The organism is Reichenbachiella agariperforans, assembly GCF_900142205.1.
In the GTDB taxonomy this organism is placed as follows: Bacteria; Bacteroidota; Bacteroidia; order Cytophagales; family Cyclobacteriaceae; genus Reichenbachiella; species Reichenbachiella agariperforans.
Map to the genome: position 1 here is coordinate 123,356 of NZ_FRAA01000006.1, position 25,449 is coordinate 148,804.

A 25,449-nucleotide genomic window follows, 5' to 3' on the forward strand; every position below is an offset into this window, starting at 1 on the left:
AATAGCTCTTCTATAATCTATGGACACATTCCTCACAGGGGGCATCCTGACATCTATATTTTTTTCAGCGCTATTTTCAGGTATAGAGATTGCTTTTATCCGGACGGACAAGTTGCACATCGCCTTACAAGGGAAACAAGGAGGTCTGTCTGCTCGTATCCTTACCAAATTTTCTAACAACCCTTCTAACTTCATCGCCACGACACTTATCGGAAACAACCTGACACTGGTGGTTTATGGTATATTCATGTCTATGTTGCTGGACCCTTGGTTGGTCTCGGTGCTACCGCAGAGTTTGAACAATGACATCATTGTTCTACTCCTTCAGACGATTATCTCTACGATTATTGTATTGTTCACCGCCGAGTATGTACCCAAAAGTATCTTTTTGACTAACCCCTATCGGTTTTTGTCTGTGTTGTCCGTGCCGATTTTATTGATCTATTATGTACTCAGTCCTGTAGTATACGTGATTGTGGCTGGTAGCAAGTTCCTCCTGAAAAGCGTACTAAGACTCGACTATTCGGATGATAAACCAGTATATGGACTGACTGATCTCAATAACTACCTCAAAATCATTATGGAAGGTGACAAGGAGGAGAATGATCAGGATGTGGATACCAAATATTTCAACAATGCGCTAGATTTCAAGACAGTCAAAGTTCGTGAATGTATGATCCCACGTACGGAGATCAAGGCAGTGGATGTCAATGATACCATTGATAATTTGCGAGATCAGTTTGTGGCAACAGGTCACTCCAAAATAATAGTGTACAATGACTCTATAGACGATGTGATAGGATACTGTCATTCTTTAGAGTTGTTCAAAAAACCCCAGGATGTAGCGAGTATCTTGACGAAGATCATTATTGCACCAGAAACCATGGCTGCTAACGAACTGATGGTTCAGCTCATTACGGATCGTAAAAGTATTGCGCTGGTCGTCGACGAGTATGGAGGGACCTCAGGCATCGTGACTTTGGAGGACATCATCGAAGAGATCTTTGGAGAGATCAGAGACGAACATGATGATGATGATCTTGTCGAACTTAAAATCAATGACAGTGAATTTATATTCAGTGCGAGACAAGAGGTTGACTATATCAATGAGAGTCAAAGTCTAAACTTACCGACAGGTGAATACGATACGTTGGGAGGCCTGATTCTTACCATCAATGAGAATCTACCAGAGTTAGGAGAGGTGATTTTGATTCCTGGATACAGTTTTGAGATCATGCTCATGGAGGAGGCTAGAATCGAAAAAATTAAGCTCCGTGTTTTGGATCAAGAATAGCCTCATAAACAAGGATTTAACTAAGAGAAGAAAATTTTGATATTAACGGGAGGCTTTCTTATTTTGCGCTTCTTTTTAACATAGATAGACATGGCATTAATAAATACATTAAGGAATAAAGGAGGGAAGATTATTGTCGGACTCATTGGGTTTTCGATCGTTGCTTTTGTAGGCGCGGATCTTTTGGGACCTAACTCAAGGATATTCGGTGGGTCTAATGATATCGGGGAGATAGCAGGGCAGTCTATTTCTTATCAGGACTTTTTGGACAAGCAGGAGGAAATGACCTACAACTTTCAGCTGAATCAGGGAAGAAGCCCTTCTGCCTCTGAGCAGGAGTATATCCGCAACCAAACTTGGGATGCCTTGATTAGCAAATATGCATTCGAAAATCAGTTCCAGGCTTTGGGATTGAAGATCTCAAAAGAAGAAATTGTAGATATGGTTCAGGGTGATAACATTAGCCCACAGATCAGACAGGCATTTACTAATCCAGAAACAGGACAGTTCGAAAAAGAAAATGTGATTGCATTTTTACAGAGCTTAAATGAGCAGACGCCACAGCAGCGGGCTTCATGGTACAACTTTGAAAACAGTTTAGCTCCGACACGTCAGCGTACGAAATACAACAACCTCATACTTAAAACGAACTACGCTACAGAGGCTGAGGCCAAGTATGAGTACACTAATGCTAACAATACAGCAGAAGTTAACTACATCTACGTGCCATTTAGTTCAGTAGAGGATAGTTTAGTGTCTGTGTCAGAGAGTGAGTTGAAGGCTTACTTGTCTGATCACGAAGATGAGTATAAAAGAGATGCTTCTAAGGCTATCAATTATGTAGTGATAGATGTAGTACCATCTGCGGCAGATACTTTAGAGGTTAAGACACAAATCGACAAATTAGCTACAGAGTTAGCTAATGCAGAAAATGATTCATTGTTTGCTACTGTTAATTCAGACTCAAATGATCCATATAACAGCTATGCCGCTGACAAGCTACCTAGCGCAGTACAAGACGCTGTAGTTGGTGATGTAGTGGGGCCAGTAATCGAGAGTGGAAGCTATGTGGTTTACAAAGTCTCTGGCAAAGAGGCGGGAGAAGAGTATTCAGCGAGAGCAAGTCATATTTTGTTCAAAGCGGATGGCGATACTGATGCTGCGAAAGCAACGGCTAAGAGTGAGGCAAGAAAAGTGTTGAAGCAAATCAAGAACGGTGCTGACTTTGCCGAAATGGCAAGAGAACATGGTACGGATGGTACAGCGTCTAAGGGTGGTGATCTTGGTTGGTTCGGCGAAGGAAGAATGGTTGCTCCGTTCCAAGAAGCAGTGTTCAATGCGAAGAAGACCGGTTTGTTATCTGATGTAATAGAAACACAGTTCGGATACCATATCATTGATGTTACTGCACTTAAGACGAACGAAAAGCTGAAAGTAGCTAAGGTTGCATTGGAGTTATTCGTAAGTGACGACACGCGTAATGAGTACTATAGAAATGCAGAGAGTTTTGCATTCGATACCAATTCTTCATCGGATTTCAAGGAAAATGCGAGAGCTGCAGGCATGAGCGTAAAATCAGCTGGCAAGTTAGGAGCAAATGATAAAAGATTGCCAGGCTTAGCCGAGGCTAGAACGATTGTCTACTGGGCGTACAACAAAGCGAGTGTAGGAGATGTGTCTGATGTCTTCGAAATAGACAACCAGTATGTAGTGGCTACCCTTGAGTCTGAGCAAGAAGAAGGCGTTGCTAACCTATCGTCTGTTAGAAATGAAGTGACGAAGAAAGTAACAGATGCTAAAAAGGCAAAAGTCATTACGGATAAGCTAAACAGTATTGATGAGCCAGTGTTGGCAAATAGAATCATCGCTTATGATGGCAATAACGTGAAGTATTACTCGATGGATGATTTGAAATTGAGTAGTAACTCTCTCAAAAGCGTAGGTCTAGCTCCTAAAGCGGTAGGCGTAGCGTTTTCGTTGGAACCAGGAGAGGTAACAGCTCCATTTGCAGTAGAAAACGGTGTAGTTCAGTTGGAGTTAATCAACAAGCATGAAGCGCCGGAAATCTCTGACTATGAAGTTTACAGAAACCAAGCCGCTTCTAAGCAGCAGTCTAGGTTGTCGTATAACATAGATCAAGCAGTAAGAGAACTCGCTGACATCAAAGACGAGAGATATAAGTTTTTCTAGTAGAGAAACAAAAGATAACTTTGAGTCCTGACCTAAATAGTCAGGACTTTTTTTATTTATGGACTATTCATCACAATCATTCAAAGACAAGCTAGAGAGCGTACATTCGTTTCCTACCTTGTACATGTTTAAGTTTATCGTACCCGAGGCTCAGGTCGGGGCAGTCAATGCTTTATTCCCAAAGCATGATGTAAAACTAAAGCCCTCCAAGAATGGTAAATATGTGAGTGCTACGATCCAGGTGATGGCAGGCAGTAGTGATCAGGTGATTGAGGTTTATGAAAGCGCCAAAAACATCGAAGGCATCATCTCGCTATAAATTCACCTTTACCGTTCGCTATCTATAGATATTTGAATTATCATTGAAATGATGTTAAGCTCTTCAGTCATACGGTTTCTTTTTGCTTTGGTAGTCACTGTGCTATTGAGTGGTGGAGCATGGGCTCAGGAAGTAACAGAAGAGGAGCTTCCCACAAGAAAGGTGGATCGAAAAGTCAAAGAAGACATCCGACGAAATCAGCCAGACAAAAAGGAGATTAGTTATATCTATGTTAAGGATGGTAGAAAGTTGCTCTATGGAAACCGATGCGCTATAGAAGTGACGCATAACATGGGTTTTGAGTATGTCCTAGAGCATCGGCCAGGTCAGTCTGTTAAAACAGGTTGGAGACGGTTCAAAAATAACCTTTGGGTTAAGACCAAACTGGTATTCACCAAAGGGCCATGGTGGAAAGCTACAGTCAACAAGAGACTAAAAGAATGCGCTCGTGCGAGTGGTGACTTCAGGGGATAAAACAACCTAGCCCTGTTTCGTGTCTTCACAAAACAACATCACTATCCAATGGCACATAAAAAAGCAGGAACCTCAACGAAATAGCTCCGCTTTGATTCCTGCTTTGTATCAAATGATTTTTTTTATTCTTATTTCAGCGGGTTGATACCCGTGTAGTTGAATGGAGTAATTTTTTTCATTTGCGCTTTGAGTGCGTCACTGATTTCTAGTCCATCTATGAAGACCTTGAGGCTTTCTTGAGTGATCTCTTGGTTGCCTCTGGTGAGCGCTTTGAGTGCCTCGTATGGCTCTGGGTACGCTTCGCGTCTGAGGATAGTCTGAATGGCCTCCGAAACGACAGCCCAGTTTTGATCGAGATCATACTCGATATTGGCTTGATTGAGCTCTAATTTCCCTATCCCTTTTTCGAGAGACTTGAGCGCGATGAAACCATGACCAACGGGGACACCGACATTGCGGAGTACAGTAGAGTCTGTCAGATCTCGTTGTAGGCGTGAGATCGGTAGCTTTGCAGAGAGATATTCGTAGAGCGCATTGGCGATACCGAGGTTGCCTTCGGCATTTTCAAAGTCAATCGGATTGACTTTGTGAGGCATAGCTGATGATCCGACCTCTCCTTTCACGATCTTTTGTTTAAAGTAGCCCATCGAGATGTATTGCCAGATGTCACGGGAAAAATCGATGAGGATGGTGTTGATTCTTTTGAGGTTGTCAAACAGGGCAGCCATGTCGTCGTAGTGTTCGATCTGAGTGGTGGGGTAGCTGCGTCTGAGTCCGAGGGTGTTGTCTACGAAATTGTTGGCAAACTTGATCCAATCGATTTCGGGATAGGCGATGTGGTGCGCGTTCATGTTGCCAGTCGCTCCGCCAAATTTAGCACCATAGCGCACTGAGTCGAGCATGTTGACCTGCTGGGTCAGTCGCTCATGAAACACGAGGATTTCTTTGCCTAGCAAAGTAGGGGAAGCGGGCTGACCGTGTGTTTTGGCGAGCATAGGGATGTCTTTCCATGCTTCGGCCATGTCCATGAGCAGTGCTTCGATTTGATTGAGCGCTGGGATGTACTCGCTCTCGATGGCGTGCTTGAGTTGTAGTGGGATCGCCGTGTTGTTGATGTCCTGAGAGGTCAACCCAAAGTGGATGAATTCCTTGTAAGGCTCTAGTCCGAGCGTGTCGAATCTTTTTTTGATGAAGTACTCTACGGCTTTGACGTCATGATTGGTAGTGCTTTCAATCTTTTTGATCTCTAGTGCATCTGCTTCAGAAAACTCCACGACGATCTGGCGAAGCTTGCCATATACGCTTGCGTCTACACTCTCCAATTGTGGCAATGGGTGCTGACATAGCGCGATGAAATATTCGATCTCTACGTGTACTCTGTATTTGATCAACCCAAACTCGGAGAAAAACTCGGCAAGGTCTGCGGTGTGTCTTCTGTATCGGCCGTCTACTGGCGAAATAGCTGTCAATGCATTCAATTCCATCGTCTATGTGTCTAATTGTGAGGCGCAAAATTAGCCAATATATGCTACTTATGCATCCGTGCGGTCAAGATTATTGGGTAGGCCAAAGTGTCTTGGAGGTCTGTCATTCAGCAAAATACAAAGAGCGATGAAGGGATCGCTGTGTTATCTCATCGAATTGTGTAATTTCGTTCCCTATTGATTTGAAAAATTATTATCATTCTCCATGCATAGGTTATTAGGGTTGATGTTGCTGTTGGTGGTTTCGAATGGTGTCTTTGCCGCAAAGCTAGACTCACTGCTCGATGTGCTCGATCAGGAGCTCGCCAAACGACCACTCTATGAGGAGCGCCGGGAGCTGAAGATCAACAGCATCAAAAGCCTCATGGATGACCCTACACTCACCGAAGCAGACCGCTACCACATCGATGTGCAGTTGATTCGGGAGTATGCCGCGTACAATTTTGACTCGGCACTCGCCTATATCAAAAGGAATTTAGAGATCGGTAGTCGTCTGCACAATGCTGCCTTCGAAGGGCAATCCGAGCTATATCTTGCCAAACTACTCGCACATTCGGGCAGCTATATGGAGGCGATTGAGATCCTGCAAAAAGTAGCTCCTGATAAACTGGATGAGTATTCGCTCAAAATGTACTATGTCGTCTACCGAAAAGTGTATGAGGATCTCCATTTCTACTCGCGCATCGAGTCCAACATCGTCATGTACCGTGAAAAGCTTGACAGTTATACGGATTCGTTACTTAGGCATGTGGACGAGGGGTCGGATTTGTATTTGGACATTCAAGAAAAGGAATACCGTGATTCCCGTCAAATGGAGAAGTGCTTAGAAATCAACACGCGCCGAATGCAAATGGTAGAGATGGCGACTGCTGGGTACTCGTTGGTGGCGTTTCAGCGCTCACTGATCCATCAGATCAACGGCAATCGCGAGGAGCAGAAGGTTTATTTGGCGCTATCGGCGATCTCAGATATACGTGCTGCGATCAAAGACAATGCTTCGCTGACTCAGTTGGCACAGTTGCTCTATGAAGATCACCAGATCGAGCGTGCCTATCGATACATCAAGTTTTCGTTTCAGGATGCGGAATTTTTCAACTCAAGACTGCGCTTTATTGAGATTTCTAACATTTTCCCGTTGATTACGGCGGCCTATCAAAAGCGCATTGATCAGCAGAATACTAAGCTTCGTTACATGTTATTGCTGATCAGTTTGCTCTCGGTGGGATTAGCCGTGATGGTGTTCATGATTTTCAGACAGGTCAAAAAGGTGCGTAAAGGCCGCAATGACCTGAGCAGAGCCAACCTCAGTCTCCAAAAGCTCAACGACGAACTCAAGTATGCCAATGATCAGCTCAATAGCCTCAACGGTCAACTTGTCGAGACCGATAGTATCAAGGAGCAATACATCGCCAACTTCCTCAACATCTGTTCGGACTTCATCGACAAGTTGGATAACTACCGTCGCATGGTGCGCAAGATGATCACCAGTCGAAAATTTGAGGAACTGCTCCAGACGACCAGTTCGCCTGAGCTGATAGACCGAGAACTCAAGCAATTTTATGCGACTTTCGACAGTACCTTTCTCAATATCTACCCGGATTTTGTCAACCGTGTCAACGAACTCCTGCTGGAGGATGAGCGCATCGAGCTCAAATCGGGAGAGCTCCTCAACACCGAGCTGCGCATCTTCGCTTTGATTAGGTTGGGGATTCATGATAGTTCGCAGATCTCTAAATTGCTACGCTACTCTGTCAACACCATTTACAACTACCGTGTCAAAGTCAAGAACAAATCGGCGGGTCCCCGCGAGGAGTTCGAAGAGCAGATCATGAAGATCAGCGCACTCGTCCGTGGTGCGGGTAGCGAAAACAATTGATTCAATTTAGAGGTAGACTTGGCGTTCCTAGTATTATCGTTGCTTTTCCTTCACGGAGGGTTCTCCATATCTATCCACTTTTTTGACGGCATTGATTTGTTTTAACCATTTGGTAATCAAACTATAATTGTTTTTGTAGACTTCATTTCGTCCACTTCTTTACTACTCACCTTGGCGATTGGTTCTGGATCTTTCTTGGTTTACATATTCCTAAAAATGGGAACATGATTATTTCAAAAGACGAATGAACAACGCATGAAACACATTGACAAGATTAGATTATATGCTTGCGTGTTGGTAGTATTTCTACTGACACAAAGCGTCGCGATGGCACAGCAGAGTACTGTGGTGGGCCAAGTGACAGATGAATTTGCAGAGCCGATACCGGGCGCGACGATTCAGCTCGTCGGGACAACTACCGGAGCGGTGACGGACATAGACGGGAGGTTTTCGATCACCTATGATTTTTCCGCGACGGATCAGTTGGTGGTGAGCTCTTTGGGCTACTTGAGTCAGACTGTATCAGTGGGCAATCAATCCAATTTCCAATTTGCGCTGGTAGAAGATGTCGTCAGTTTAGAGGAGATCGTGGTGGTAGGCTATGGGACGCAGGAGAAAAAAGACGTGACAGGATCCATCGCTGTAGTGGGTGACGAAGACATGAGCCTACGCCCCAACTCTCAGATCGGATCACTCATCCAAGGAAAAGCAGCGGGTGTGCAAGTGATGTCCAGTAGCGGGAAACCCTCTCAAGGGCTCAACCTTAGAATCCGTGGAACCAACTCCATCAATGCGGGCAGTGAACCTCTTTACGTGGTGGACGGAGTACCCACGACTGACACCCGTTCGATCAATCCTGCAGATGTAGAATCTATTTCGATCCTAAAGGACGCTTCGTCGGCAGCCATATATGGGGCGCAAGGAGCAAATGGGGTAGTACTGATCACGACCAAACGAGGTACAACTGACAATGCACAAATCAATTTCAATGCCTACGGTGGCTTTGCCCAAGTATGGAAAAAAATGGATGTGCTGGGCAGCAGAGATTACATCGAGCTGATGCAGGAGATGGGCCAAAATACGGATTGGTCACAGTATACCGAAAACACGGACTGGCAGGATGAGGTATTCCAGCGCGGGGTATCACAGAACTATCAATTGTCGATATCTGGTAAGGACGAAAAGACGAACTACTATATCTCGGGTGGATGGACGGATCAAAAAGGAGCCGTACGTACTTCGGAGATGAGTCGAACCAATTTCAAAGTCAACTTAGACCATGAGGTGAGTGATTGGCTCAAGGTCGGAACACGTGTAGCCTATACGCTCTACTCCGATGTAGATGTGACTGACAACCAAGCCGTGAATTCGGGGGGAGTATTGCTTGGGGCATTGTCGACTCCATCGATCATTGGGATTTACAACCCAGACGGCAGCTTCACGAGCAACCCGTTCCAGAACTGGGAAAACCCACTTGCGAGTACCGATGGATCGGATAGAAAATACCGCAACCAACGTTTGATTGGAAATACCTATGCGGAGATCTCTTTTCTCAAAAACTTTAAGTTCAGGAGCAACATCGGTCTGGATCATAACAATGACATCTACGACTACTTTTTGAATCCTTATTTGACGAGCTATGGACGAGCCTTGAATGGCCGTGCCGAAAACAACACGAACAAAAATCAGTATTACATTCTCGACAATACGCTATCCTATACCAAAGACATCGGGAAGAGCAGAGTGGAAGTACTGGTCGGAGCGGTACAGCAAAAATTCACTTGGGAATACAACAAGGTGGTGACTCAGAATTTTTCGAGCGATGGAATACAAACACCCAATGTGGGTTCGCAGATCATCGAGGCTACCGCGACCAAGTCGGAGAAGGCCAATCAGTCTTACCTCAGTAGAGTACACTACGAGTACAATGACAAGTATTTGTTGACAGCCAATTTTCGGGTCGATGGATCTAGTGTTTTTGGCCCTGAGAATCGCTGGGGATATTTCCCATCGGTATCAGGGGGATGGAGAATCTCCGAGGAGAGCTTTCTCGAAGGGATTTCTACCATCAGTGATTTGAAAATCCGTGCAGGATGGGGTATCGTAGGAAACGACCAGCTAAGTGGCGACAATCGCTACTCTTATCTTGGGTTGATTGGAGGAGGTGCCAACTATCCCATCGGAGGAGTGACTCAGCCAGGGACTTATCCAGCCTCGATCAGTAACAATACGCTCAAATGGGAGGAGTCGCAGCAGACCAATATCGGTGTGGATCTAGGCTTGTGGAACAACCGAGTGACGTTGACGGCAGATGCTTACCGCAAGACCACCACTGACCTATTGCTCAATGCTCCGCTGCCCCGATCCACGGGTTTTGACAATGCCATCCAAAACATCGGAGAACTGCAAAACCAAGGGTTAGAGTTTGTTGTCAGTACAGTTAATCTTGACAAAGACTTCAAATGGAATACGGATTTCAACATTTCATTCAATCAAAACAAAGTAATCGATATCGTTGGGCAAGAGATTTTTGACGGGGCTGTTGCAGGTCGTGGTGAAGCCAGTTTGGTTCGTGAAGGGGAGTCACTCGGTACTTTGTATGGCTATGTGTATGGAGGGGTGGATCCACAGACAGGGGATGCTTACTATATCAACCAGATCGGAGAGAGCACTTTCACACCTACGGCGGACGACCGTCGTATCATTGGTCATGCCAATCCAGACTTCCTCTACGGGATGACCAATACACTGAGCTACAAGGGGCTCACCTTGCTCGTGTTCTTGCAAGGATCCTATGGCAATGACATCCTGAATGCATCGCGCATTGATATCGAGGGCATGACCGATCCTAAGAATCAATCCACGGCGGTACTGGATCGATGGAGACAACCAGGAGATGTGACGGATATTCCGAGAGCAACTTGGGGCAATACCGATAACTCGCGAATCTCTACTCGATTCATCGAAGATGCATCATATCTGAGAGTCAAAACCGTGACGCTAGGCTATGATTTGCCATCGTCACTCTTGTCCAAGGCCAACATCAAAGGACTGAAGGTTTATGTCACAGGTGAAAACCTCCTCACATTCACGGGTTATTCAGGTTTTGATCCAGAGGTCAATGCCTTTGGGTATAGCAACACCGCCCAGGGGATCGACTATGGTACCTATCCACAGACCCGCAATTTCATCGCTGGACTTAACCTCACTTTCTAAAATCGCTACCCATGAAAAAAATAAATGTAAAGATAAATATAGCCCTAAGCATGGCACTTGGTCTGTGCTTGGTGGCCTGTGATGATTTTTTGGACTTGGAGCCGATCTCTCAGGAGACGACCGAAGTAGGCTATGATAATGCTGGCCAGATCGAGGCAGCTTTGGTTGGCGCATACGAGTCCTTTCAGTCTTCAGATTATTATGCTTGGGACAAGATCTTGTTTCAAGATGTGCGCTCCGACAATCATTACGCAGGAGGAGACAACCCAGAGATTTTTCAATTGGACTGGTTGACGGTGACGCCTACTAACTCACGTCTGTTGACCAACTGGTCCAACATCTACAATGCCATTGCGAAAGCAAATGTGGTACTCGAAAGAGCACCTTTGGTAGAAGACCCACAGCTGACAGAGGAGCGCAGAGAGCAGATACTCGGGGAGGCGTATTTCTTACGTGCATATCATTATTACACACTAGTCACGACTTGGGGACAGGTACCGCTGGTGACGGAATTTGTCAAATCTACGGACCCTGATGTCATTCGTCCGGAGAAGTCTACAGAGGATGAAGTCTACGACCAAATCTTGTCAGATCTCACAATGGCGATCTCAATGTTGCCAGACACCTATGGCTCAGATGCGAGTGTCAACAAGGCACGAGCGACTGCTGGTGCTGCCAATGCCTTAGCCGCCAAGGCGGCATTGCAACGTCCGACGCCTGATTATCAAGCGGCACTGGATTATATCCTAGCGGTGGAGAGCAGTTCAGCCAATTACACACTGATTGACTATGCAGACTTGTTTGATGGGGCACACTACAACAATGCCGAGTCCATCCTGGAGGTGCAATATATCGGAGCACCTGAGGCGACTTGGGGACCACAGATGCATTTGCCTCCATCGATATCGGGAGATACTTGGAGGAAATTTACTACGCCTTCGCACAACCTCATCGATGCTTATGCTGCTGAGGGCGATGTGATTCGTAGAGATGCGACTGTACTGTTTGAGTCCGTCAATTGGGTGGATGAGTACTGGGGCAATGCCGTGGGCAGCTCGATTCCATTCGCTTACAAGTGGAAGCATGCCGATGGTTGGGCGAGTACAGACCGTCTGCACTTGCTCCGTCTAGGGGATGTGGTTTTGCTCAAAGCAGAGGCGCTCACAGGTCTCAATCGACTGGGTGATGCAGCAACTGAGGTCAACCGCATTCGGTCGAGGGTGAACTTACCAAATCTGACGGTCGCAGATCAGGCGAGTCAAGCTAGCATGAGACAGGCGATATTGGACGAAAGAAGGTTGGAGTTGGCACAAGAAGGTCAGCGCTGGGATGATCTCGTGCGCTTTGATCAGGTCGTATCGGTGATGAATAACTTGGTGGAAATCGATTTGCGTACGGGGCAGCCAGTTGAGTACAACATGGATGAGAGCAAGATTTTCGTACCGATTCCACAGGAAGAATTGGATAGAAATCCAAACCTGACACCCAACGAATAATTAAAATACTTCTGTCCAGATTGATAGCATGAAAGTCGGGATGGAAAACATAGGGGAAAGGCCGTTTGCCGACCCATGGTACATTTTATCAAATCAATTTTTAACAACTATAATTATGAAAAGACTATTTAGAAATTACAGTTATTTGGCGGCACTTCTCGTAGCGCCTGTGATTCTCAGCTCATGCGGAGAGGATAGCAAAGAAGACAAAACTGTGGATGCGCCTTTGGCGGGCTTCACACTCGAAGTGAACGAAGAGAATACGATGATGATCTCTGTGACCAATACATCCATAGGAGGAGAAAGCTATGCTTGGGATTTTGGAGATGATTCAGACATTGTTACTTCTGCTAATGCTGAGCATACCTATACAGAGAGTGGTACCTATACAGTCACCTTGACAACTACCAATGAGGGAGGCAGTGATGATGCGACCCAAGAAGTGAAAGTGTCAGGGTTCGGCCCCAATCTCGTAGCAAGTGGAGACATGTCTGATGCGTCAGCATGGATATCCGTAGCACTGTGGACAGCTGATGACAACATCACGGAAGCGGCGTTTGTTGATGAGACTTTCATGTTCAAAAACGCGACGGATGATATGGACAAGGTTTACCAGTATTCGAACCATATTTTGTATCAGAAGGTGGCCTTGACAGCAGACAAAACCTATAAGTTCTCTGCCAATATCAGCAGTACGACAGGCAATGACGGCACGTGGTTCGAGGTATATTTCCTACATGAATCACCTGACTCAGAAGATATCATCAATAAGCCAGGGTCGCAAGTTGCACTCAAAGCCTACGGAGAGGGCGAAGATTGTCTCAAAGGTGCTTTTGATGGAGATATCATGGAAATCGCACAGGGGTGTACTGCTGCGAATGCTTTCACTCAGTCGTTGGATGCTAGTGGCGAGTTTACTCTGCCCGCAGACAGTTTGACGGAGGATGGCTCGATCTATTTGCTTTTCAAAGCTGGTTCGGGATGGGCCTCAGATGAAGAAGTCTCTCCATTTGGTGAGGGCATGCACCTCGACAATGTGGAGATCAAGGAAGTATTATAATAAACAGGTTGAAAGCCGTTTGATCGGTTAGTGAATAAGTACAACATGGGCAGGTGACTAGATTCACCTGCTCATCACTCCTGAATCGTAGGGTTCAGCAAATAACTCAAATGATGAATAGAAAAGTATGGATAGCAGTGCTGTGGGGAATGTGTTTGTGTTTACTCAATTGCGCAGAAAGTGACGACACTGTCGCACCACCTCCTCCAGTAGTCGAGCCTCCAGAGACAAACCTGCCCGAGGTGATGGTGTATTTGACCAAGGCCAATGAGTCGGTCAAGTTTGCTCAACAAGAGGGTTTAGTCGGAGCGGCAGTAGCCAATGCAAGTATCAACTTGACGATTAATCCAGAGATTGGCTACCAAGACATAGATGGTTTTGGGTTTGCCCTGACAGGTGGTAGTGCACAGCACATCAGCCAAATGAGTGATGCGGCACAGGATGACTTGCTCCAAGAGCTATTTGGAACAGAAGGGGATGGGATTGGCATCTCATATTTGCGCATTAGCATTGGAGCGTCGGATTTGGATGCTTCTGTGTTTTCTTACAATGATCTCCCGCAGGGAGAAACAGACATGGATCAGCTGCAATTTTCGATCGAACCAGATCGAGCGGTTTTGATCCCGCTGCTCAAAAAAATATTGGAGATCAAACCAGACCTCAAGTTGATGGCGACCCCTTGGTCTCCTCCTGTGTGGATGAAAACCAACGGCGCGTCCAAAGGCGGTCGGTTGCTTACCGAATACTATGATTCGTACGCGCTTTATTTGGTCAAGTATCTACAGGCTATGGAGGCAGAAGGGATCACGATAGAGACGGTATCCATTCAAAATGAACCCCTACATGGCGGCAACAACCCGAGCATGGAGATGTCTGCGGACGAGCAAAACGAGTTCATCAAAAGCAGCTTGGGGCCCCTCTTTGCTGCACATAATATTTCGACGAAAGTCGTTCTCTACGATCACAATGCAGACATGACGAGTTATCCGATCTCGATACTCGATGACGAAGAAACACGACAATATGTCGATGGTTCAGGGTTTCACCTCTATGCAGGTGATATCTCTGCCCTATCTTCAGTGCACAATAGTCATCCGGACAAGAACATATATTTCACCGAACAGTGGTTCGGTGCGCCAGGCAATTTCTCAGGAGACTTGCAGTGGCACATACGAGAGATCATCATCGGAGCGACGCGCAACTGGAGCCGCAACGTGATCGAGTGGAATCTATCGTCAGCGCCCAACCTACAGCCGCACACCGATGGGGGATGTACGGCATGCTTGGGAGGGATAGAAATCAGCGGCAATACAGTGTCGCGCAAAGCGGGTTACTATGTGATTGCCCATGCGTCGAAGTTTGTCGTGCCAGGATCGACACGTATCTCGTCCAATTATACTGGTGAGATTCCTAACGTGAGTTTTCTAACGCCTGAAGGGCAGATAGTCCTACTCGCTCTCAACAATACCGACGCTTACAAAACTTTCAATATGACTCAGGGCGAGCTGTCCTTTTCTGCTTCGTTGGATGCGGGGGCTGTGGCGACATTCGTCTGGGATCCAAACCAAACGATAGAATAATGAATCGAGTACTTACCTATTGCTGTGGTCTGATGCTAGCGGCGTGTGGAGCCAAAGACAGCCAAGAGATCTCAGATAATCAGACACAATCTCTTCATGTAGAACCCGTCGTACAAGTGTACGTGACTGATGCGAGTCGAGAGCGCCAGTTGGAAGAGTCTTCGGATTTGCTAGGTGAACCACGACTCGATGCTGATGTGCATGTGTTCGTAGAGCCAACACAAATGTATCAGCAGATGGAGGGGTTTGGCTTTGCGTTGACGGGAGGGAGTGTCTATCACCTCAGTCAGATGAACGAACAGGCACAGTCAGATTTGCTACAGGAGCTGTTTGGTGTCGGTACCAATGACATAGGCGTGTCGTATCTACGCATCAGTATTGCCGCATCGGACTTGGATGCAGAGGTGTACTCGTACAACGACCTGCCAGCAGGCGAAACGGATCTGATGCAGGAAAATTTCTCGATAGAGCGAGAGAGAGAACTGTTGATCCCTATGCTCAAAAAAATACAGGCGATCAATCCTAATATCAAAATCATGGCAAGTCCATGGTCACCTCCTGTCTGGATGAAAACCAATGGATCGAGTATTGGAGGCCATTTAAAGGAAGAATATTACGATTCCTATGCACTTTATTTGACTAAATACTTTCAAGCCATGGAGGCGGAAGGAATCACCATCGAGACGATGACCATCCAAAACGAACCCTTGCACCCTGGCAACAATCCGAGTATGAGCATGGAGCCAGAGGAGCAGGCCAATTTCATCGAGCGGAGTCTCGGACCTGCATTCGCAGAAAAGGGGATCAAGACCAAGATTGTTTTGTATGATCACAATGCGGATCGACCGGATTATCCGATTTCAATTTTGGATCGTCCCGAGGTGCGAAAGTATGTAGCAGGGTCGGCGTTTCATATGTATGGTGGGAGTATAGCGGCACTGTCTGATGTGCATAGTGCACATCCAGACAAGGGACTCTACTTCACTGAGCAGTGGTTTGGCGCTCCCGGCAATTTCCCCGAAGATCTGAAATGGCATGTCCGTGAATTGATGATTGGTGCTCCGCGCAATTGGAGTCGTAGTGTCATCGAGTGGAACCTATCGTCTGCTCCTGATCTACAGCCACATACTGACGGAGGGTGTAGCCAATGTCTCGGAGGGATCACCATCGATGGCGATGAGGTGACCCGCAACGCAGGCTACTACTCGATTGGACATGCCTCGAAGTTCGTCCGACCAGGAGCGAAGCGCATCGCATCCAACGCACCCGAGGAGTTGCCAAATGTGGCATTCTTGACTCCAGAGAATCAAATTGTGTTGTTGGCGATCAACAATACCGATACGAAACAAATATGTAACATCACCCAAGGAGAACAATCCTTCTCGGCAGTCTTGGAGGCTGGGAGTACGGCGACTTTCATTTGGGACAATTAGAAATTTATGATTCAGAATAAAATAGCATTCGTTGCATGGGGGCTAGGGCTGCTGGTGAGCTGCAGTACCCCACAGTCTCCTGTAGAAGAAGCAGTTCCCGAAACAATACAACCAATAAAAGAACTGAGTACAGCGACGATCTACACGACGGCTCGAGGTACAGACTTGAGACTGACGCAGACCGGTACGAAGACTTTTGGTCCGGGCGAGCAACCTTTGGAGACACAGATATCTGTCTTTGTCAATCCCGACAAGACCTTTCAGGAGTTGGTAGGGATAGGAGGAGCAGTGACGGATGCTTCGGCGGAGGTTTTCGCAGGACTCTCAGCGGACAAGCAGGAGGAGTTGCTGTCTGCGTACTATTCCCAAGAGGGTATTGGGTACAGTTTGCTTCGTACGACAATTCATAGCAGTGATTTTGGATCTGGATCGTACACCTACATCGAAGAGGGGGACACGGCTCTTGCGACTTTTTCGATAGAGCATGACCGAGCCTACCGTCTGCCGATGATCAAAAGAGCGATCACAGAAGCGGGAGGTTCATTGCTGACCTATGTGAGTCCATGGAGCCCTCCAGCATTCATGAAGACCACTGGACGTATGCTTCAAGGAGGCTCGCTACTTCCTGAGTTTGCTCCTGCTTGGGCGAGATATTATGCCAAGTTCATCAAAGCATATGAGGCGGAAGAAGTGCCGATCTGGGGCCTGACGATACAAAACGAGCCCATGGCTACTCAAACCTGGGAATCGTGTATCTATACAGCAGAGCAAGAGCGTGACTTCTTGAAGAATCACCTCGGGCCGACCTTGGCGAGCGAAGGGCTGGGGGACAAGAACATCATCGTATGGGATCACAATCGTGACCTCATCACGCAGCGAGCCAATACTATTTTTGGCGATCCCGAAGCGGCCAAGTATGCTTGGGGTATAGGGTTTCACTGGTACGAGACATGGACAGGTAGCGAGCCCAACTTCGAGAATTTGAGACGAGTCAAGGAGTCCTACCCAGACAAACAGCTGATGTTCACCGAAGGCTGCAACGAAAAATTCGATCCTGCGAAGTACCAGTATTGGCCAAATGCCGAGCGATACGGCAAGTCAATGATCAATGACTTCAACCGTGGCACAGCGGGTTGGACAGATTGGAATATTCTGCTGGATGACAAAGGAGGGCCGAACCACGTGGGTAATTTCTGTTTTGCGCCGATACATGCAGACAGCCAAACGGGCGACTTGATCTATACGCCATCCTACTACTATATTGGGCACTTTTCGAAGTATATCAAGCCAGGAGCTAAGCGGGTGAGCACCGTAGCGAGTCGTACCTCGCTCATGGCGACCACCTTTGTCAACGAAGATGGGAGCTACGCGACCGTAGTGATGAACGAGACGGACGAGGCGATAGACTATCAGTGCTTCGTAGGGACGCAAGTGATTGAGGCGAGTATTCCTGCGCGAGCGATTCAGACCTTGAGGTACTGAGCGCGAGAGTAGTTGCGAAGCAAAAAGAGCCGCTACCTAAGATCAGTCTTGGGTAGCGGCTCTTTGCGTATCTGCTCGGTTGATATTAGTAACTAAAGCTATTGAGAAACTCGATCATTTGGTCTTTGAAGGACTCCTCTTCTCCGTATGGAATGTATTGCTTCAATTTCTGTTCAGCACTGACCAGCTGTTGGTTGTAGTTGTTTTGCTGATTGATGAACAGGAATTCGAGTTCTGGCTTGAGTTCTTTCAGTACATCGACGATATCGAGTACGGACATGTTGCGTTCGGACACGTTGTAGGTATCTGCTGGGATGTCAGTCACCGCGATTTGCTCCAGTATGTCAGCGATCGAACTGATGTGAATGAAGGCACGCTGTTGGTTGCCGCTACCGTGGATAGAAAGTCTACCATCAAAGTTCGCCTCGAAGACAAATCGATTGATCACCGCATCGAATCGCATGCTACGGCTGTAGCCATAGACGTTTCCACATCGGAGGATGATCGGATTATGTGCTTTGTTGAGGCGCTTGACGTGCTCTTCGCCGCGCTGCTTAGAGATTGCATAGAAGGAGGCAGGGTTTACATCATGCTCTTCGGTGATTGGCTCATCCGAAAATCCATACACACCCATGCTACTGAGGTAGACGAATTTTTTCACGTCACTTTCTTCGATCGCATAGGTCAGCTCGGCAGTGCCCCAGTTGTTGATCTGCTCGTAGAAGTGTAAGTTGACATTGGCAAAGGGAGAAGTAGCCTTGGCAGCCAAGTGGAATACAACGTCCACGCCTTTGAGTGCGTTTTTGAGCGTGCGCGAATCCAACAGGTCTCCTTTGACGAACTCGATCGACTCTCCATTGATAAATTTGTCTCCCAAGAAGAGGTTGTAATTGCCACGCATCAGGTTGTCATAGACGATGATTTTGTCTATCTGTTTGTTGGCGCTCAATTTTTTGATCAATCTGGTGCCGATATATCCCGCACCTCCAGTTACTAATACTTTCATCTCAGTGTATGTCCAGTTCTCTCTGGATTATATGATTAAATAGCGCAGCACGGCAAGCGTGCTGCGTTGGATTATTTACTTACTAGTTCGGTGTGGAGTCCACATTCCGTTTTGTTCATGCCGTACCACCGTGCTTCACGCTCCATCATTTCGAGGCTTGGCTTGCGGGTACAAGGTTCACAACCGATACTGCTGTAGCCTACCGCATCGAGCGGATGGCGCGGCAAATTATGCTCTTTGATGTAGTCAAAGATCATCTTGTTGGTCCACTCCAGCATGGGATGAAAACGCACGGTGTTCATCTTGGAGGGTTCTTCGACACGCATCTTGGCACGGTTGGCATTTTGATCACGACGGATGCCGTTGATCCAGATGTCATAGTCCGAGAGGAGCTTGTCCATAGGCTGTACCTTGTTGTAGTAGCAACATCTGTCTGGATCCGAAGCGAACAGCAGTTTGCCTTCTGCATCTTTTTGGATGCTCTTGGGCACGTCGGGTTTGATGTCTTTGATGGTGATACCAAAGGCATCCGCTAGCTGGTCCTTGTACTCAATCGTTTCAGGAAACAAGAATCCTGTATTCAGACAGTATACTGGTATCGATTTGTCAATTCTACTCAACAAGTGGAGCAAAACGATACTGTGTGTCTGAAACGAGGAGGTGGTAAAGAGCTTTCGCCCGTCCTCCTGATACTTGATTATGCTACTTTTGATCTCTTCAAAATCCATATATTGCAGGACAATTTATTAAAAAACGAAGTTAGTACAGTTTGGATAAACTGATCTTATAAAAGTCTCGTTAACGCAGAATAATCTGATTTAGATGAAGATTATTGAATTTTTCTACTGAAGAATTGTTTAGAAAGTAAGATCAGTATTGAATTGTCGTCAGATTTGCAAAAATTTGTCAGTTCAATCCAAACGCCAAAATTTCCAAATCACGTAGCATGAAAACAGCTGTCATTCGAGAAGAACATTTTAATGCAGCGCATCGTTTGCATAATCCAGCCTGGTCGGATCAGCAAAACCAAGAGGTCTTTGGGAAGTGCAATAATCCGAACTACCATGGGCACAATTATGAACTGCACGTGAAACTGATCGGAGAGATCGATCCTGAGACAGGCTATGTCTACGACATCAAGATCCTCAGCGACATGATCAAACGTCTCGTTGTAGATCGTTTTGATCACAAAAATTTGAATTTGGATGTAGCGGAGTTCAAGGACTTGAACCCGACGGCCGAAAATATTGTAGTTGTCATTTATGATTTGTTGAGAGAGGAGATTGACGAAAAGTATGACATAAAAATTCAATTGTATGAAACAAAAAGAAACTATGTCGAATACCCCGCTTGACAATGATGATATACTAGACGATCACGTTGCATCGTCTTACGATACGCCACTCAGACCAGATGCTTTCGAGATGGACGATGAGCTCAAAAAGGAGCTGATCGCAAAGCATTTCAAAGAAATCATGCAAATCCTCGGGATGGACCTGACAGACGACAGTCTAGCAGGTACACCGCGTCGAGTGGCCAAGATGTATGTAGAGGAGGTTTTCAGTGGGTTGAATCCCAAAAACAAGCCCAAAGCACGTCTGTTCGAAAATAAGTTTGGTTACAACCAAATGCTAGTAGAAAAGGATATCACGTTCTACTCACATTGTGAGCACCATTTTGTGCCAATCTATGGCAAGGCGCACGTGGCATATATCTCCAGTGGTGAGGTGATTGGCTTGTCCAAGATCAACCGCATCGTGCAGTACTACTCCAAGCGCCCACAGGTGCAGGAGCGACTCACTGTACAGATCGCCAACGAACTCCGCAAGGTGCTCAAAACCGAGGATGTCGGGGTGGTGATAGATGCCAACCACATGTGCGTGTCTTCGAGGGGAGTAGGCGATACCAACAGCAAGACGGGCACCGCCCACTTTAGTGGGAAGTTCCTAGAGGAGAAGTACAAAAACGAATTCCTCAACTACATCAATTCACCAGGAAACGGAATGGTATGAGTAAGAGTATAGAGACAATGAAAGAAGTGTTTGCTTTGAACTTCGATAGACTAGAGACAGAGCTCAAAGCATACGAGAATGAATCTGATCTTTGGCTCTTGAAGCCTGGTATTGGCAATTCGGCGGGTACTTTGGCACTGCACCTTTGTGGCAATGCCCAGCATTTTTTCGGAGCGATGATTGGCGAGACGGGTTATGTCCGTGACCGAGAGGCTGAGTTTGCTCGGCGGAATGTTCCTCTCAAGGAGATTCTAGAAGAGATCAAAGCGGCGGAAAAGGCATTTGAGGCAGGGATGTCAAAATTGACGGAGGAGCAGCTAAGTCGGCCCTTTCCTGTCGAAGTATTTGGACATCCCATGACCTATACGTTTTTCTTGCTACGACTTCTTGGTCACTTCGATTATCACCTTGGTCAGATCAACTACCATAGGCGGTTGATATAAAGGAGGGCGATGGTTTTTGATAAATTATTACTTCAACATATTATAATCTAGGATGAAGCGGAGCATTTCTTCGGCGGCTTCTTCGACGGGTTTGTAGTAGACGCCTAATTCATTTCTGCTCCTAGTATTGTCTATTTTGAGCGGTTTTCCCACATTTTCCATTACGTATTTTCTAGAAAACCCTTTGGTGAAGCCAAAGAAGTACAGCATCCGACTAGAGAGCTCTTTTCTAGGGAAGTCAAATTCTTCACCAAACTTCTTGTGCAGGAACTTGGAGAGCTGAAGTAGGGACATTACTTCGTTGACTAGAAGGAATCTACCCGTAGCATATTCGTCTTGTGCAGCAAATATATGTGCGTGAGCGACATCCCTGACATCCACTAGTCCATGCTGGAGATCAGGAACTCCAGAGGCAAAGGTGCCATCAGCTAGTTGACGGATGAAATCAAAACTACCTGACTGACTATAGTTGGTTAGCGAAGGGCCAAGGCACAATGATGGGTTGAGTGTTGCCATTTTCCAGCGAGATTGTGCATCATGGATACGCCATGCCTCGCGCTCGGCTACTGTCTTTGCAAAGCCTAATGGTTGGTGTTTGAGGTTGGAGCTTTTGTTCCAGTGGGCTTCATTGAAGGATTCTTCCTCTAGCCCGTCAATATCGGTGGCGTCCCCGTAGATAGCAGAGATGGCGCTCGTAAAAATGACTTTTTTGACTGAATGGGCTTTATTTACCGCTTCTAGTACATTTCTAGTGCCTTCTAGAGAGGGATCAATCAATTCTTTTTGTGGGTTTTTAATCCCGGTTATTTTGTAAGGAGAAGCGGTATGAAAGACGACGTTGCACCCAGTCATGCAACCTTTGAATGCATCAGGATTTAATAGGTCAGCTTCGAAAATTTCTAAACTCCCCTTGGATCGCTCTGCTATTTTGGTCAGATGTCTGTAGCGATCCTCATTGTGCATGTCTCGTACAGTTACGCGAATTTTGTAGCCATCATCGAGGAGGTATTTGACGAGCCATGATGCCATGAAACCAGCTCCTCCAGTGACCAAGACGGGGAAGTCTCTACACAGTATGTTAGGGTTAGGTTCATTGAGGTCTAGGTTATTCGTCATAGAATTCTAAAAATAATGATGAATGATGGAAATCAAAGCTTCCAATGAAAAAACATGCCTATTAACTTCATCTTGCGGTTAGATCGCAGTAGAATAATTGGTAAGGATCTGTAAATTTGAGTTTATGAAAAATTATTGGCTTGGACTTATCTTTTTGGTTTCGTGTTCTGCTTTGGAAGGAGAACAAAAAACCAACGTGAATGAGATTATTAAAACACAGGAAATTCGTCAGCTCAATGAGGCAGAGGTGATTATTGCGGCAGAGCAATTTGGTGTGCGACTTTATGGCTCGCTTGATAGCCTGTTGCATATCAAATCGGATTGCCAGAGCATATTGGCAAGAGAAGAGCTAATAGTTGATTCATTGAGCACTGTCATTTCTGGACAAATCAAACTGGGCTTCTCTGAGGGAGATTTTGTATCTAGACAAGAGAAAGACCTGTATGCCGCATATCAGTATAATAATGAGAACGGTGTAAGTAGCCAACCCGCTATACAACGGATGGATGATAAGTATGCACTCTACACCGTACCTTATGATGTAGCGGATAGGTTCTATGCGGACTGTGTTCCTGACTCTGCGGCTGTGGGCATGTGGAGCCTGGTGATCCCGATCAAGTCGGTGATCAATAGCTTGGATTAGAACTAGCCAATTAGTTCGATTCCCCCGAAGAGTACGATCCCTTTGACCGTGAGTACATTGCCAAAGTACTCTGTGGGTTTGTGGATGCGTTTATCTTTGAAACCACCGAATACAGTAGTCGCTTCGTAGTTGATGACCCAGTCGTTCGGGACGAAAAGTTTGACAGAACCAAAAGTCGTGAAGGAGTCAAGGATGGCTTTTCCTTCGGCGAGGGATGATTGCCTTAGGTCTACCTCTACGCCTCCAAAGATGGTGGTGATTTTTCCTCCAGCGAAGTTTTTGCTACTCACGGTCTGGTTCGTGCCGCCGAGTATCGCTAGGTGGTCTATGGTGTCGGACTCAGTCTGGTGGAGTTTTCCGGTTCGACTTTTGAAAAAAAAACTGAGCCCCAGTGCGATCAAGAATACAGGCCAGTAGTCTTTAAAGCTTACATCAAAATAATCAGGAATCCAGAAGATCACGCCGAGAGTAATGAGTAGTACTCCACCACGCTGGTTGCCCGTAGCGAACTGGAAAATACCGATTACGACCAATATCATCTGCCAAGTAAATAGGTAACGGGGTACGGAAAAGGATATGATGTTGAAATTGTCAAGTAGGAATAAAATCCCGATGACGATCATGACTATGCCTAACGATGCTCTTCTGTTGGTGTGATTCATGGTTTTGTATTTTGAAGCATCTAAAGTAACTAAATACGGATATTAAATAAGGATAGAACACAAAAAAACCCTAGCGAGGATCGTTAGGGTTTTGGAATTTCCAGTCTAATCGAAATTATTTTACTGTGACTAGTGTCACGATCAATTTGAATTCGTCAGAGATAGCTTTATCTCCTAGGTTGTCAAAAAAGCTGCTTGAACCATATTTTACACCATATTTGGTTCTGTTAAGTGTGATGGTCGCATTGGTAGTTACTTTGTCTCCTTCTGCTGTAACAGTAGTTGGGAAAGTGATGCTTTCTGTGGTTCCTTTGATGGTGATGTCACCAGTTACATTGTATTTCCCTTCGGCAGTTTTCTGTACTTTGGTGATTTTGAAAGTAGATGTAGGGTAAGTAGCTACACCGAAGAAGTCATCATTTTTCAGGTGACCATCGAGTTTATCTTTCCACTCACCCTCTAGGTCAGTCGATGAGATAGTTGTCATATCTACGGTGAACGAACCGCCTTTTAGTTCAGTTCCTTTTAGTTTGAGGTCTGCTTCTTTGACAACTACTGTACCTTCATGTCCACCACCTACTACTTTGGTTGCTTTCCAGATGACAGTACTTTCGGTGACGTTCGCTTGTACATCATTGGTGTTTTCAGTACCGGTGAGCGTAAAAAATGTAACGATTGCTAATATTGTATTTAACATGGTCTAATAATTTAATATGATTTTAGTTCTTTTTGTATCAACATTATATGTTGCAACAAATATAACGGAAGCTTTAGAAAAGGGTTCAGAAAAAGTGAAAATAAATCATTTAAGATCAAGCCGCCGTGGTATTAATTTTCTAATCGATCAAATACTTCGACCCAGTTATCGTCCTCTGATTAGTTTATCCGCCATGGAGGATTGAGTCTGTTGTCACCAGCGTGGTATAGAATGATACGATTACCATCTGGATCGGATAGTGCTACTTCACGCCACAACCAAGTTTGGTCTGTTGGTACTGTGTCAAAGATGACTCCCTCGGCAGTGAGACGGTCGTATTCTTGATCCAGATGTTTACACTCAAAATAGATAACAACTCCAGCGCCCGTAGGAAGGTCATCGACGAGATGAAGAGACAGGGAACTATTACCGTCGGGACATTGAAACCTAGCGTATCTCGGTGAAGCATCTACAATCAGCTGTAGCCCGAGCTTTAGATAAAACGGGATTGATTTATCTAGTGATAGAGAAGGAAGTGTGACCTGGTTTAAATCCATGATTACCCATACGTAATATCCTGAGAAAGGGATCGCAAAGCATGGGAAATAGGGAGAGATCATATTTTGGTATCAGATAAACTAGTCATACTGGGTGTGTACTCAGTTTTACATTCCTCCAAGTATTTTATAGTGCCCGATCGATCTTGAATCTATTTACATATCTTTGCTTTTGTATTGTTATACAATAAAGTTAAAGAATATTATGACACATTCAATATTGGCATTTGGTATGCCGGGAGGTTGGGAGCTAGTCATCATCGTACTAGTTGTTGTGCTGTTGTTTGGAGCAAAGAAAATACCTGAGTTGGCCAAAGGTTTGGGTAAAGGAATCCGTGAATTCAAGGATGCATCCAAAGAAATCAAAGATGAAATAGAAGACGGAATCAAAGAAGAGAAAAAGTAAGTT

23 protein-coding genes are annotated in these 25,449 nt (G+C 45.8%); 16 read left to right on the forward strand and 7 right to left on the reverse strand.

Annotated features, from left to right (window positions below; translation table 11 throughout):
* The first annotated feature begins 19 nt into the window (after positions 1 to 19).
* From BUB99_RS15170 to BUB99_RS15185, 4 genes are all read left to right on the forward strand, one after another.
* Positions 20 to 1,294: a hemolysin family protein gene (locus BUB99_RS15170; RefSeq protein WP_073123798.1), complete on the forward strand. Its 1,275-nt coding sequence runs from the start codon at positions 20 to 22 to the stop codon at positions 1,292 to 1,294.
* A 90-nt stretch (positions 1,295 to 1,384) separates the two neighbouring features.
* A complete protein-coding gene (locus BUB99_RS15175) occupies positions 1,385 to 3,484 on the forward strand; it encodes a peptidylprolyl isomerase (RefSeq protein ID WP_073123800.1) in 2,100 nt (699 codons plus the stop codon).
* Positions 3,485 to 3,542: 58 nt separating this feature from the next.
* The gene (locus BUB99_RS15180; protein ID WP_073123802.1) at positions 3,543 to 3,803 is read left to right on the forward strand and encodes a DUF493 domain-containing protein; all 261 of its coding nucleotides are present in this window, start codon (positions 3,543 to 3,545) and stop codon (positions 3,801 to 3,803) included.
* Between the two features lie 48 nt (positions 3,804 to 3,851).
* Positions 3,852 to 4,277 (forward strand): hypothetical protein, encoded by a 426-nt coding sequence (locus BUB99_RS15185; protein ID WP_139281040.1) that lies wholly within the window; start codon positions 3,852 to 3,854, stop codon positions 4,275 to 4,277.
* 128 nt (positions 4,278 to 4,405) lie between these two features.
* Here BUB99_RS15185 and purB read toward each other — a convergent pair whose 3' ends face one another.
* Positions 4,406 to 5,761, reverse strand: a complete 1,356-nt coding sequence (gene purB, locus BUB99_RS15190; RefSeq protein ID WP_073123806.1) for an adenylosuccinate lyase — start codon at positions 5,759 to 5,761, stop codon at positions 4,406 to 4,408.
* Between the two features lie 205 nt (positions 5,762 to 5,966).
* Here purB and BUB99_RS15195 point away from each other — a divergent pair, with 205 nt between their 5' ends.
* From BUB99_RS15195 to BUB99_RS15225, 7 genes are all read left to right on the forward strand, one after another.
* On the forward strand, positions 5,967 to 7,637 hold the full coding sequence (locus BUB99_RS15195) for a DUF6377 domain-containing protein (RefSeq protein ID WP_073123808.1): 1,671 nt from the start codon (positions 5,967 to 5,969) through the stop codon (positions 7,635 to 7,637).
* Positions 7,638 to 7,892: 255 nt separating this feature from the next.
* Positions 7,893 to 10,853 (forward strand): SusC/RagA family TonB-linked outer membrane protein, encoded by a 2,961-nt coding sequence (locus tag BUB99_RS15200; RefSeq protein ID WP_073123810.1) that lies wholly within the window; start codon positions 7,893 to 7,895, stop codon positions 10,851 to 10,853.
* Positions 10,854 to 10,864: 11 nt separating this feature from the next.
* Positions 10,865 to 12,349, forward strand: a complete 1,485-nt coding sequence (locus BUB99_RS15205) for a RagB/SusD family nutrient uptake outer membrane protein (RefSeq protein ID WP_073123812.1) — start codon at positions 10,865 to 10,867, stop codon at positions 12,347 to 12,349.
* 115 nt (positions 12,350 to 12,464) lie between these two features.
* Complete coding sequence (locus tag BUB99_RS15210) at positions 12,465 to 13,409, forward strand: PKD domain-containing protein (RefSeq protein ID WP_073123814.1); 945 nt, start codon at positions 12,465 to 12,467, stop codon at positions 13,407 to 13,409.
* A 110-nt stretch (positions 13,410 to 13,519) separates the two neighbouring features.
* Positions 13,520 to 14,989, forward strand: coding sequence for a glycoside hydrolase family 30 protein (locus BUB99_RS15215; RefSeq protein ID WP_073123816.1), 1,470 nt, complete (start codon positions 13,520 to 13,522; stop codon positions 14,987 to 14,989).
* Positions 14,989 to 16,422: a glycoside hydrolase family 30 protein gene (locus BUB99_RS15220; RefSeq protein ID WP_073123818.1), complete on the forward strand. Its 1,434-nt coding sequence runs from the start codon at positions 14,989 to 14,991 to the stop codon at positions 16,420 to 16,422. The genes BUB99_RS15215 and BUB99_RS15220 overlap by 1 nt, the downstream gene beginning before the upstream one ends.
* A gap of 6 nt (positions 16,423 to 16,428) precedes the next feature.
* Entirely contained in the window at positions 16,429 to 17,904 is a 1,476-nt protein-coding gene (locus BUB99_RS15225) for a glycoside hydrolase family 30 protein (protein WP_084190586.1), read from the forward strand.
* Between the two features lie 85 nt (positions 17,905 to 17,989).
* Here the strand turns inward: BUB99_RS15225 and BUB99_RS15230 are convergent, their stop codons facing one another.
* Entirely contained in the window at positions 17,990 to 18,910 is a 921-nt protein-coding gene (locus BUB99_RS15230) for an NAD-dependent epimerase/dehydratase family protein (protein ID WP_073123820.1), read from the reverse strand.
* Positions 18,911 to 18,981: 71 nt separating this feature from the next.
* Positions 18,982 to 19,638, reverse strand: coding sequence for a phosphoadenylyl-sulfate reductase (locus BUB99_RS15235; protein ID WP_073123822.1), 657 nt, complete (start codon positions 19,636 to 19,638; stop codon positions 18,982 to 18,984).
* A gap of 218 nt (positions 19,639 to 19,856) precedes the next feature.
* On the opposite strand from BUB99_RS15235, the gene BUB99_RS15240 reads away from it, so the two are divergent.
* Genes BUB99_RS15240 through BUB99_RS15250 form a run of 3 tightly spaced genes read left to right on the forward strand, consistent with a single transcriptional unit; the run spans position 19,857 to position 21,365 of the window.
* Positions 19,857 to 20,264 (forward strand): 6-pyruvoyl trahydropterin synthase family protein, encoded by a 408-nt coding sequence (locus tag BUB99_RS15240; protein ID WP_073123824.1) that lies wholly within the window; start codon positions 19,857 to 19,859, stop codon positions 20,262 to 20,264.
* Entirely contained in the window at positions 20,227 to 20,922 is a 696-nt protein-coding gene (gene folE, locus BUB99_RS15245; RefSeq protein ID WP_073123825.1) for a GTP cyclohydrolase I FolE, read from the forward strand. The genes BUB99_RS15240 and folE overlap by 38 nt, the downstream gene beginning before the upstream one ends.
* Positions 20,919 to 21,365 (forward strand): DinB family protein, encoded by a 447-nt coding sequence (locus BUB99_RS15250; RefSeq protein ID WP_073123827.1) that lies wholly within the window; start codon positions 20,919 to 20,921, stop codon positions 21,363 to 21,365. The genes folE and BUB99_RS15250 overlap by 4 nt, the downstream gene beginning before the upstream one ends.
* Positions 21,366 to 21,392: 27 nt before the next feature.
* On the opposite strand, the gene BUB99_RS15255 is transcribed toward BUB99_RS15250, so the two are convergent.
* On the reverse strand, positions 21,393 to 22,481 hold the full coding sequence (locus BUB99_RS15255; RefSeq protein ID WP_073123829.1) for an NAD-dependent epimerase/dehydratase family protein: 1,089 nt from the start codon (positions 22,479 to 22,481) through the stop codon (positions 21,393 to 21,395).
* 124 nt (positions 22,482 to 22,605) lie between these two features.
* Between BUB99_RS15255 and BUB99_RS15260 the strand changes: the two genes are divergently transcribed.
* Complete coding sequence (locus tag BUB99_RS15260; RefSeq protein WP_073123831.1) at positions 22,606 to 23,124, forward strand: hypothetical protein; 519 nt, start codon at positions 22,606 to 22,608, stop codon at positions 23,122 to 23,124.
* A gap of 2 nt (positions 23,125 to 23,126) precedes the next feature.
* Here BUB99_RS15260 and BUB99_RS15265 read toward each other — a convergent pair whose 3' ends face one another.
* The 3 genes from BUB99_RS15265 to BUB99_RS15275 form a co-directional block, all read right to left on the reverse strand.
* A complete protein-coding gene (locus BUB99_RS15265) occupies positions 23,127 to 23,786 on the reverse strand; it encodes a LiaF transmembrane domain-containing protein (RefSeq protein WP_073123833.1) in 660 nt (219 codons plus the stop codon).
* Between the two features lie 115 nt (positions 23,787 to 23,901).
* Complete coding sequence (locus BUB99_RS15270; protein ID WP_073123835.1) at positions 23,902 to 24,483, reverse strand: YceI family protein; 582 nt, start codon at positions 24,481 to 24,483, stop codon at positions 23,902 to 23,904.
* 179 nt (positions 24,484 to 24,662) lie between these two features.
* On the reverse strand, positions 24,663 to 25,040 hold the full coding sequence (locus BUB99_RS15275) for a VOC family protein (RefSeq protein ID WP_073123837.1): 378 nt from the start codon (positions 25,038 to 25,040) through the stop codon (positions 24,663 to 24,665).
* 205 nt (positions 25,041 to 25,245) lie between these two features.
* On the opposite strand from BUB99_RS15275, the gene BUB99_RS15280 reads away from it, so the two are divergent.
* Positions 25,246 to 25,446 carry a Sec-independent protein translocase subunit TatA/TatB gene (locus BUB99_RS15280; protein ID WP_073123839.1) on the forward strand — a complete coding sequence of 67 codons (201 nt, stop codon included), beginning with the start codon at positions 25,246 to 25,248 and terminating at the stop codon, positions 25,444 to 25,446.
* The last annotated feature ends 3 nt before the right edge of the window (positions 25,447 to 25,449 follow it).

Coding starts and splice junctions, on each gene's coding strand:
- BUB99_RS15170 (WP_073123798.1), top strand. CDS start 20: ATGGACACATTCCTCACAGGGGGCATCCTGACATCTATATTTTTTTCA.
- BUB99_RS15175 (WP_073123800.1), top strand. CDS start 1,385: ATGGCATTAATAAATACATTAAGGAATAAAGGAGGGAAGATTATTGTC.
- BUB99_RS15180 (WP_073123802.1), top strand. CDS start 3,543: ATGGACTATTCATCACAATCATTCAAAGACAAGCTAGAGAGCGTACAT.
- BUB99_RS15185 (WP_139281040.1), top strand. CDS start 3,852: ATGATGTTAAGCTCTTCAGTCATACGGTTTCTTTTTGCTTTGGTAGTC.
- purB (WP_073123806.1), bottom strand. CDS start 5,761: ATGGAATTGAATGCATTGACAGCTATTTCGCCAGTAGACGGCCGATAC.
- BUB99_RS15195 (WP_073123808.1), top strand. CDS start 5,967: ATGCATAGGTTATTAGGGTTGATGTTGCTGTTGGTGGTTTCGAATGGT.
- BUB99_RS15200 (WP_073123810.1), top strand. CDS start 7,893: ATGAAACACATTGACAAGATTAGATTATATGCTTGCGTGTTGGTAGTA.
- BUB99_RS15205 (WP_073123812.1), top strand. CDS start 10,865: ATGAAAAAAATAAATGTAAAGATAAATATAGCCCTAAGCATGGCACTT.
- BUB99_RS15210 (WP_073123814.1), top strand. CDS start 12,465: ATGAAAAGACTATTTAGAAATTACAGTTATTTGGCGGCACTTCTCGTA.
- BUB99_RS15215 (WP_073123816.1), top strand. CDS start 13,520: ATGATGAATAGAAAAGTATGGATAGCAGTGCTGTGGGGAATGTGTTTG.
- BUB99_RS15220 (WP_073123818.1), top strand. CDS start 14,989: ATGAATCGAGTACTTACCTATTGCTGTGGTCTGATGCTAGCGGCGTGT.
- BUB99_RS15225 (WP_084190586.1), top strand. CDS start 16,429: ATGATTCAGAATAAAATAGCATTCGTTGCATGGGGGCTAGGGCTGCTG.
- BUB99_RS15230 (WP_073123820.1), bottom strand. CDS start 18,910: ATGAAAGTATTAGTAACTGGAGGTGCGGGATATATCGGCACCAGATTG.
- BUB99_RS15235 (WP_073123822.1), bottom strand. CDS start 19,638: ATGGATTTTGAAGAGATCAAAAGTAGCATAATCAAGTATCAGGAGGAC.
- BUB99_RS15240 (WP_073123824.1), top strand. CDS start 19,857: ATGAAAACAGCTGTCATTCGAGAAGAACATTTTAATGCAGCGCATCGT.
- folE (WP_073123825.1), top strand. CDS start 20,227: ATGAAACAAAAAGAAACTATGTCGAATACCCCGCTTGACAATGATGAT.
- BUB99_RS15250 (WP_073123827.1), top strand. CDS start 20,919: ATGAGTAAGAGTATAGAGACAATGAAAGAAGTGTTTGCTTTGAACTTC.
- BUB99_RS15255 (WP_073123829.1), bottom strand. CDS start 22,481: ATGACGAATAACCTAGACCTCAATGAACCTAACCCTAACATACTGTGT.
- BUB99_RS15260 (WP_073123831.1), top strand. CDS start 22,606: ATGAAAAATTATTGGCTTGGACTTATCTTTTTGGTTTCGTGTTCTGCT.
- BUB99_RS15265 (WP_073123833.1), bottom strand. CDS start 23,786: ATGAATCACACCAACAGAAGAGCATCGTTAGGCATAGTCATGATCGTC.
- BUB99_RS15270 (WP_073123835.1), bottom strand. CDS start 24,483: ATGTTAAATACAATATTAGCAATCGTTACATTTTTTACGCTCACCGGT.
- BUB99_RS15275 (WP_073123837.1), bottom strand. CDS start 25,040: ATGGATTTAAACCAGGTCACACTTCCTTCTCTATCACTAGATAAATCA.
- BUB99_RS15280 (WP_073123839.1), top strand. CDS start 25,246: ATGACACATTCAATATTGGCATTTGGTATGCCGGGAGGTTGGGAGCTA.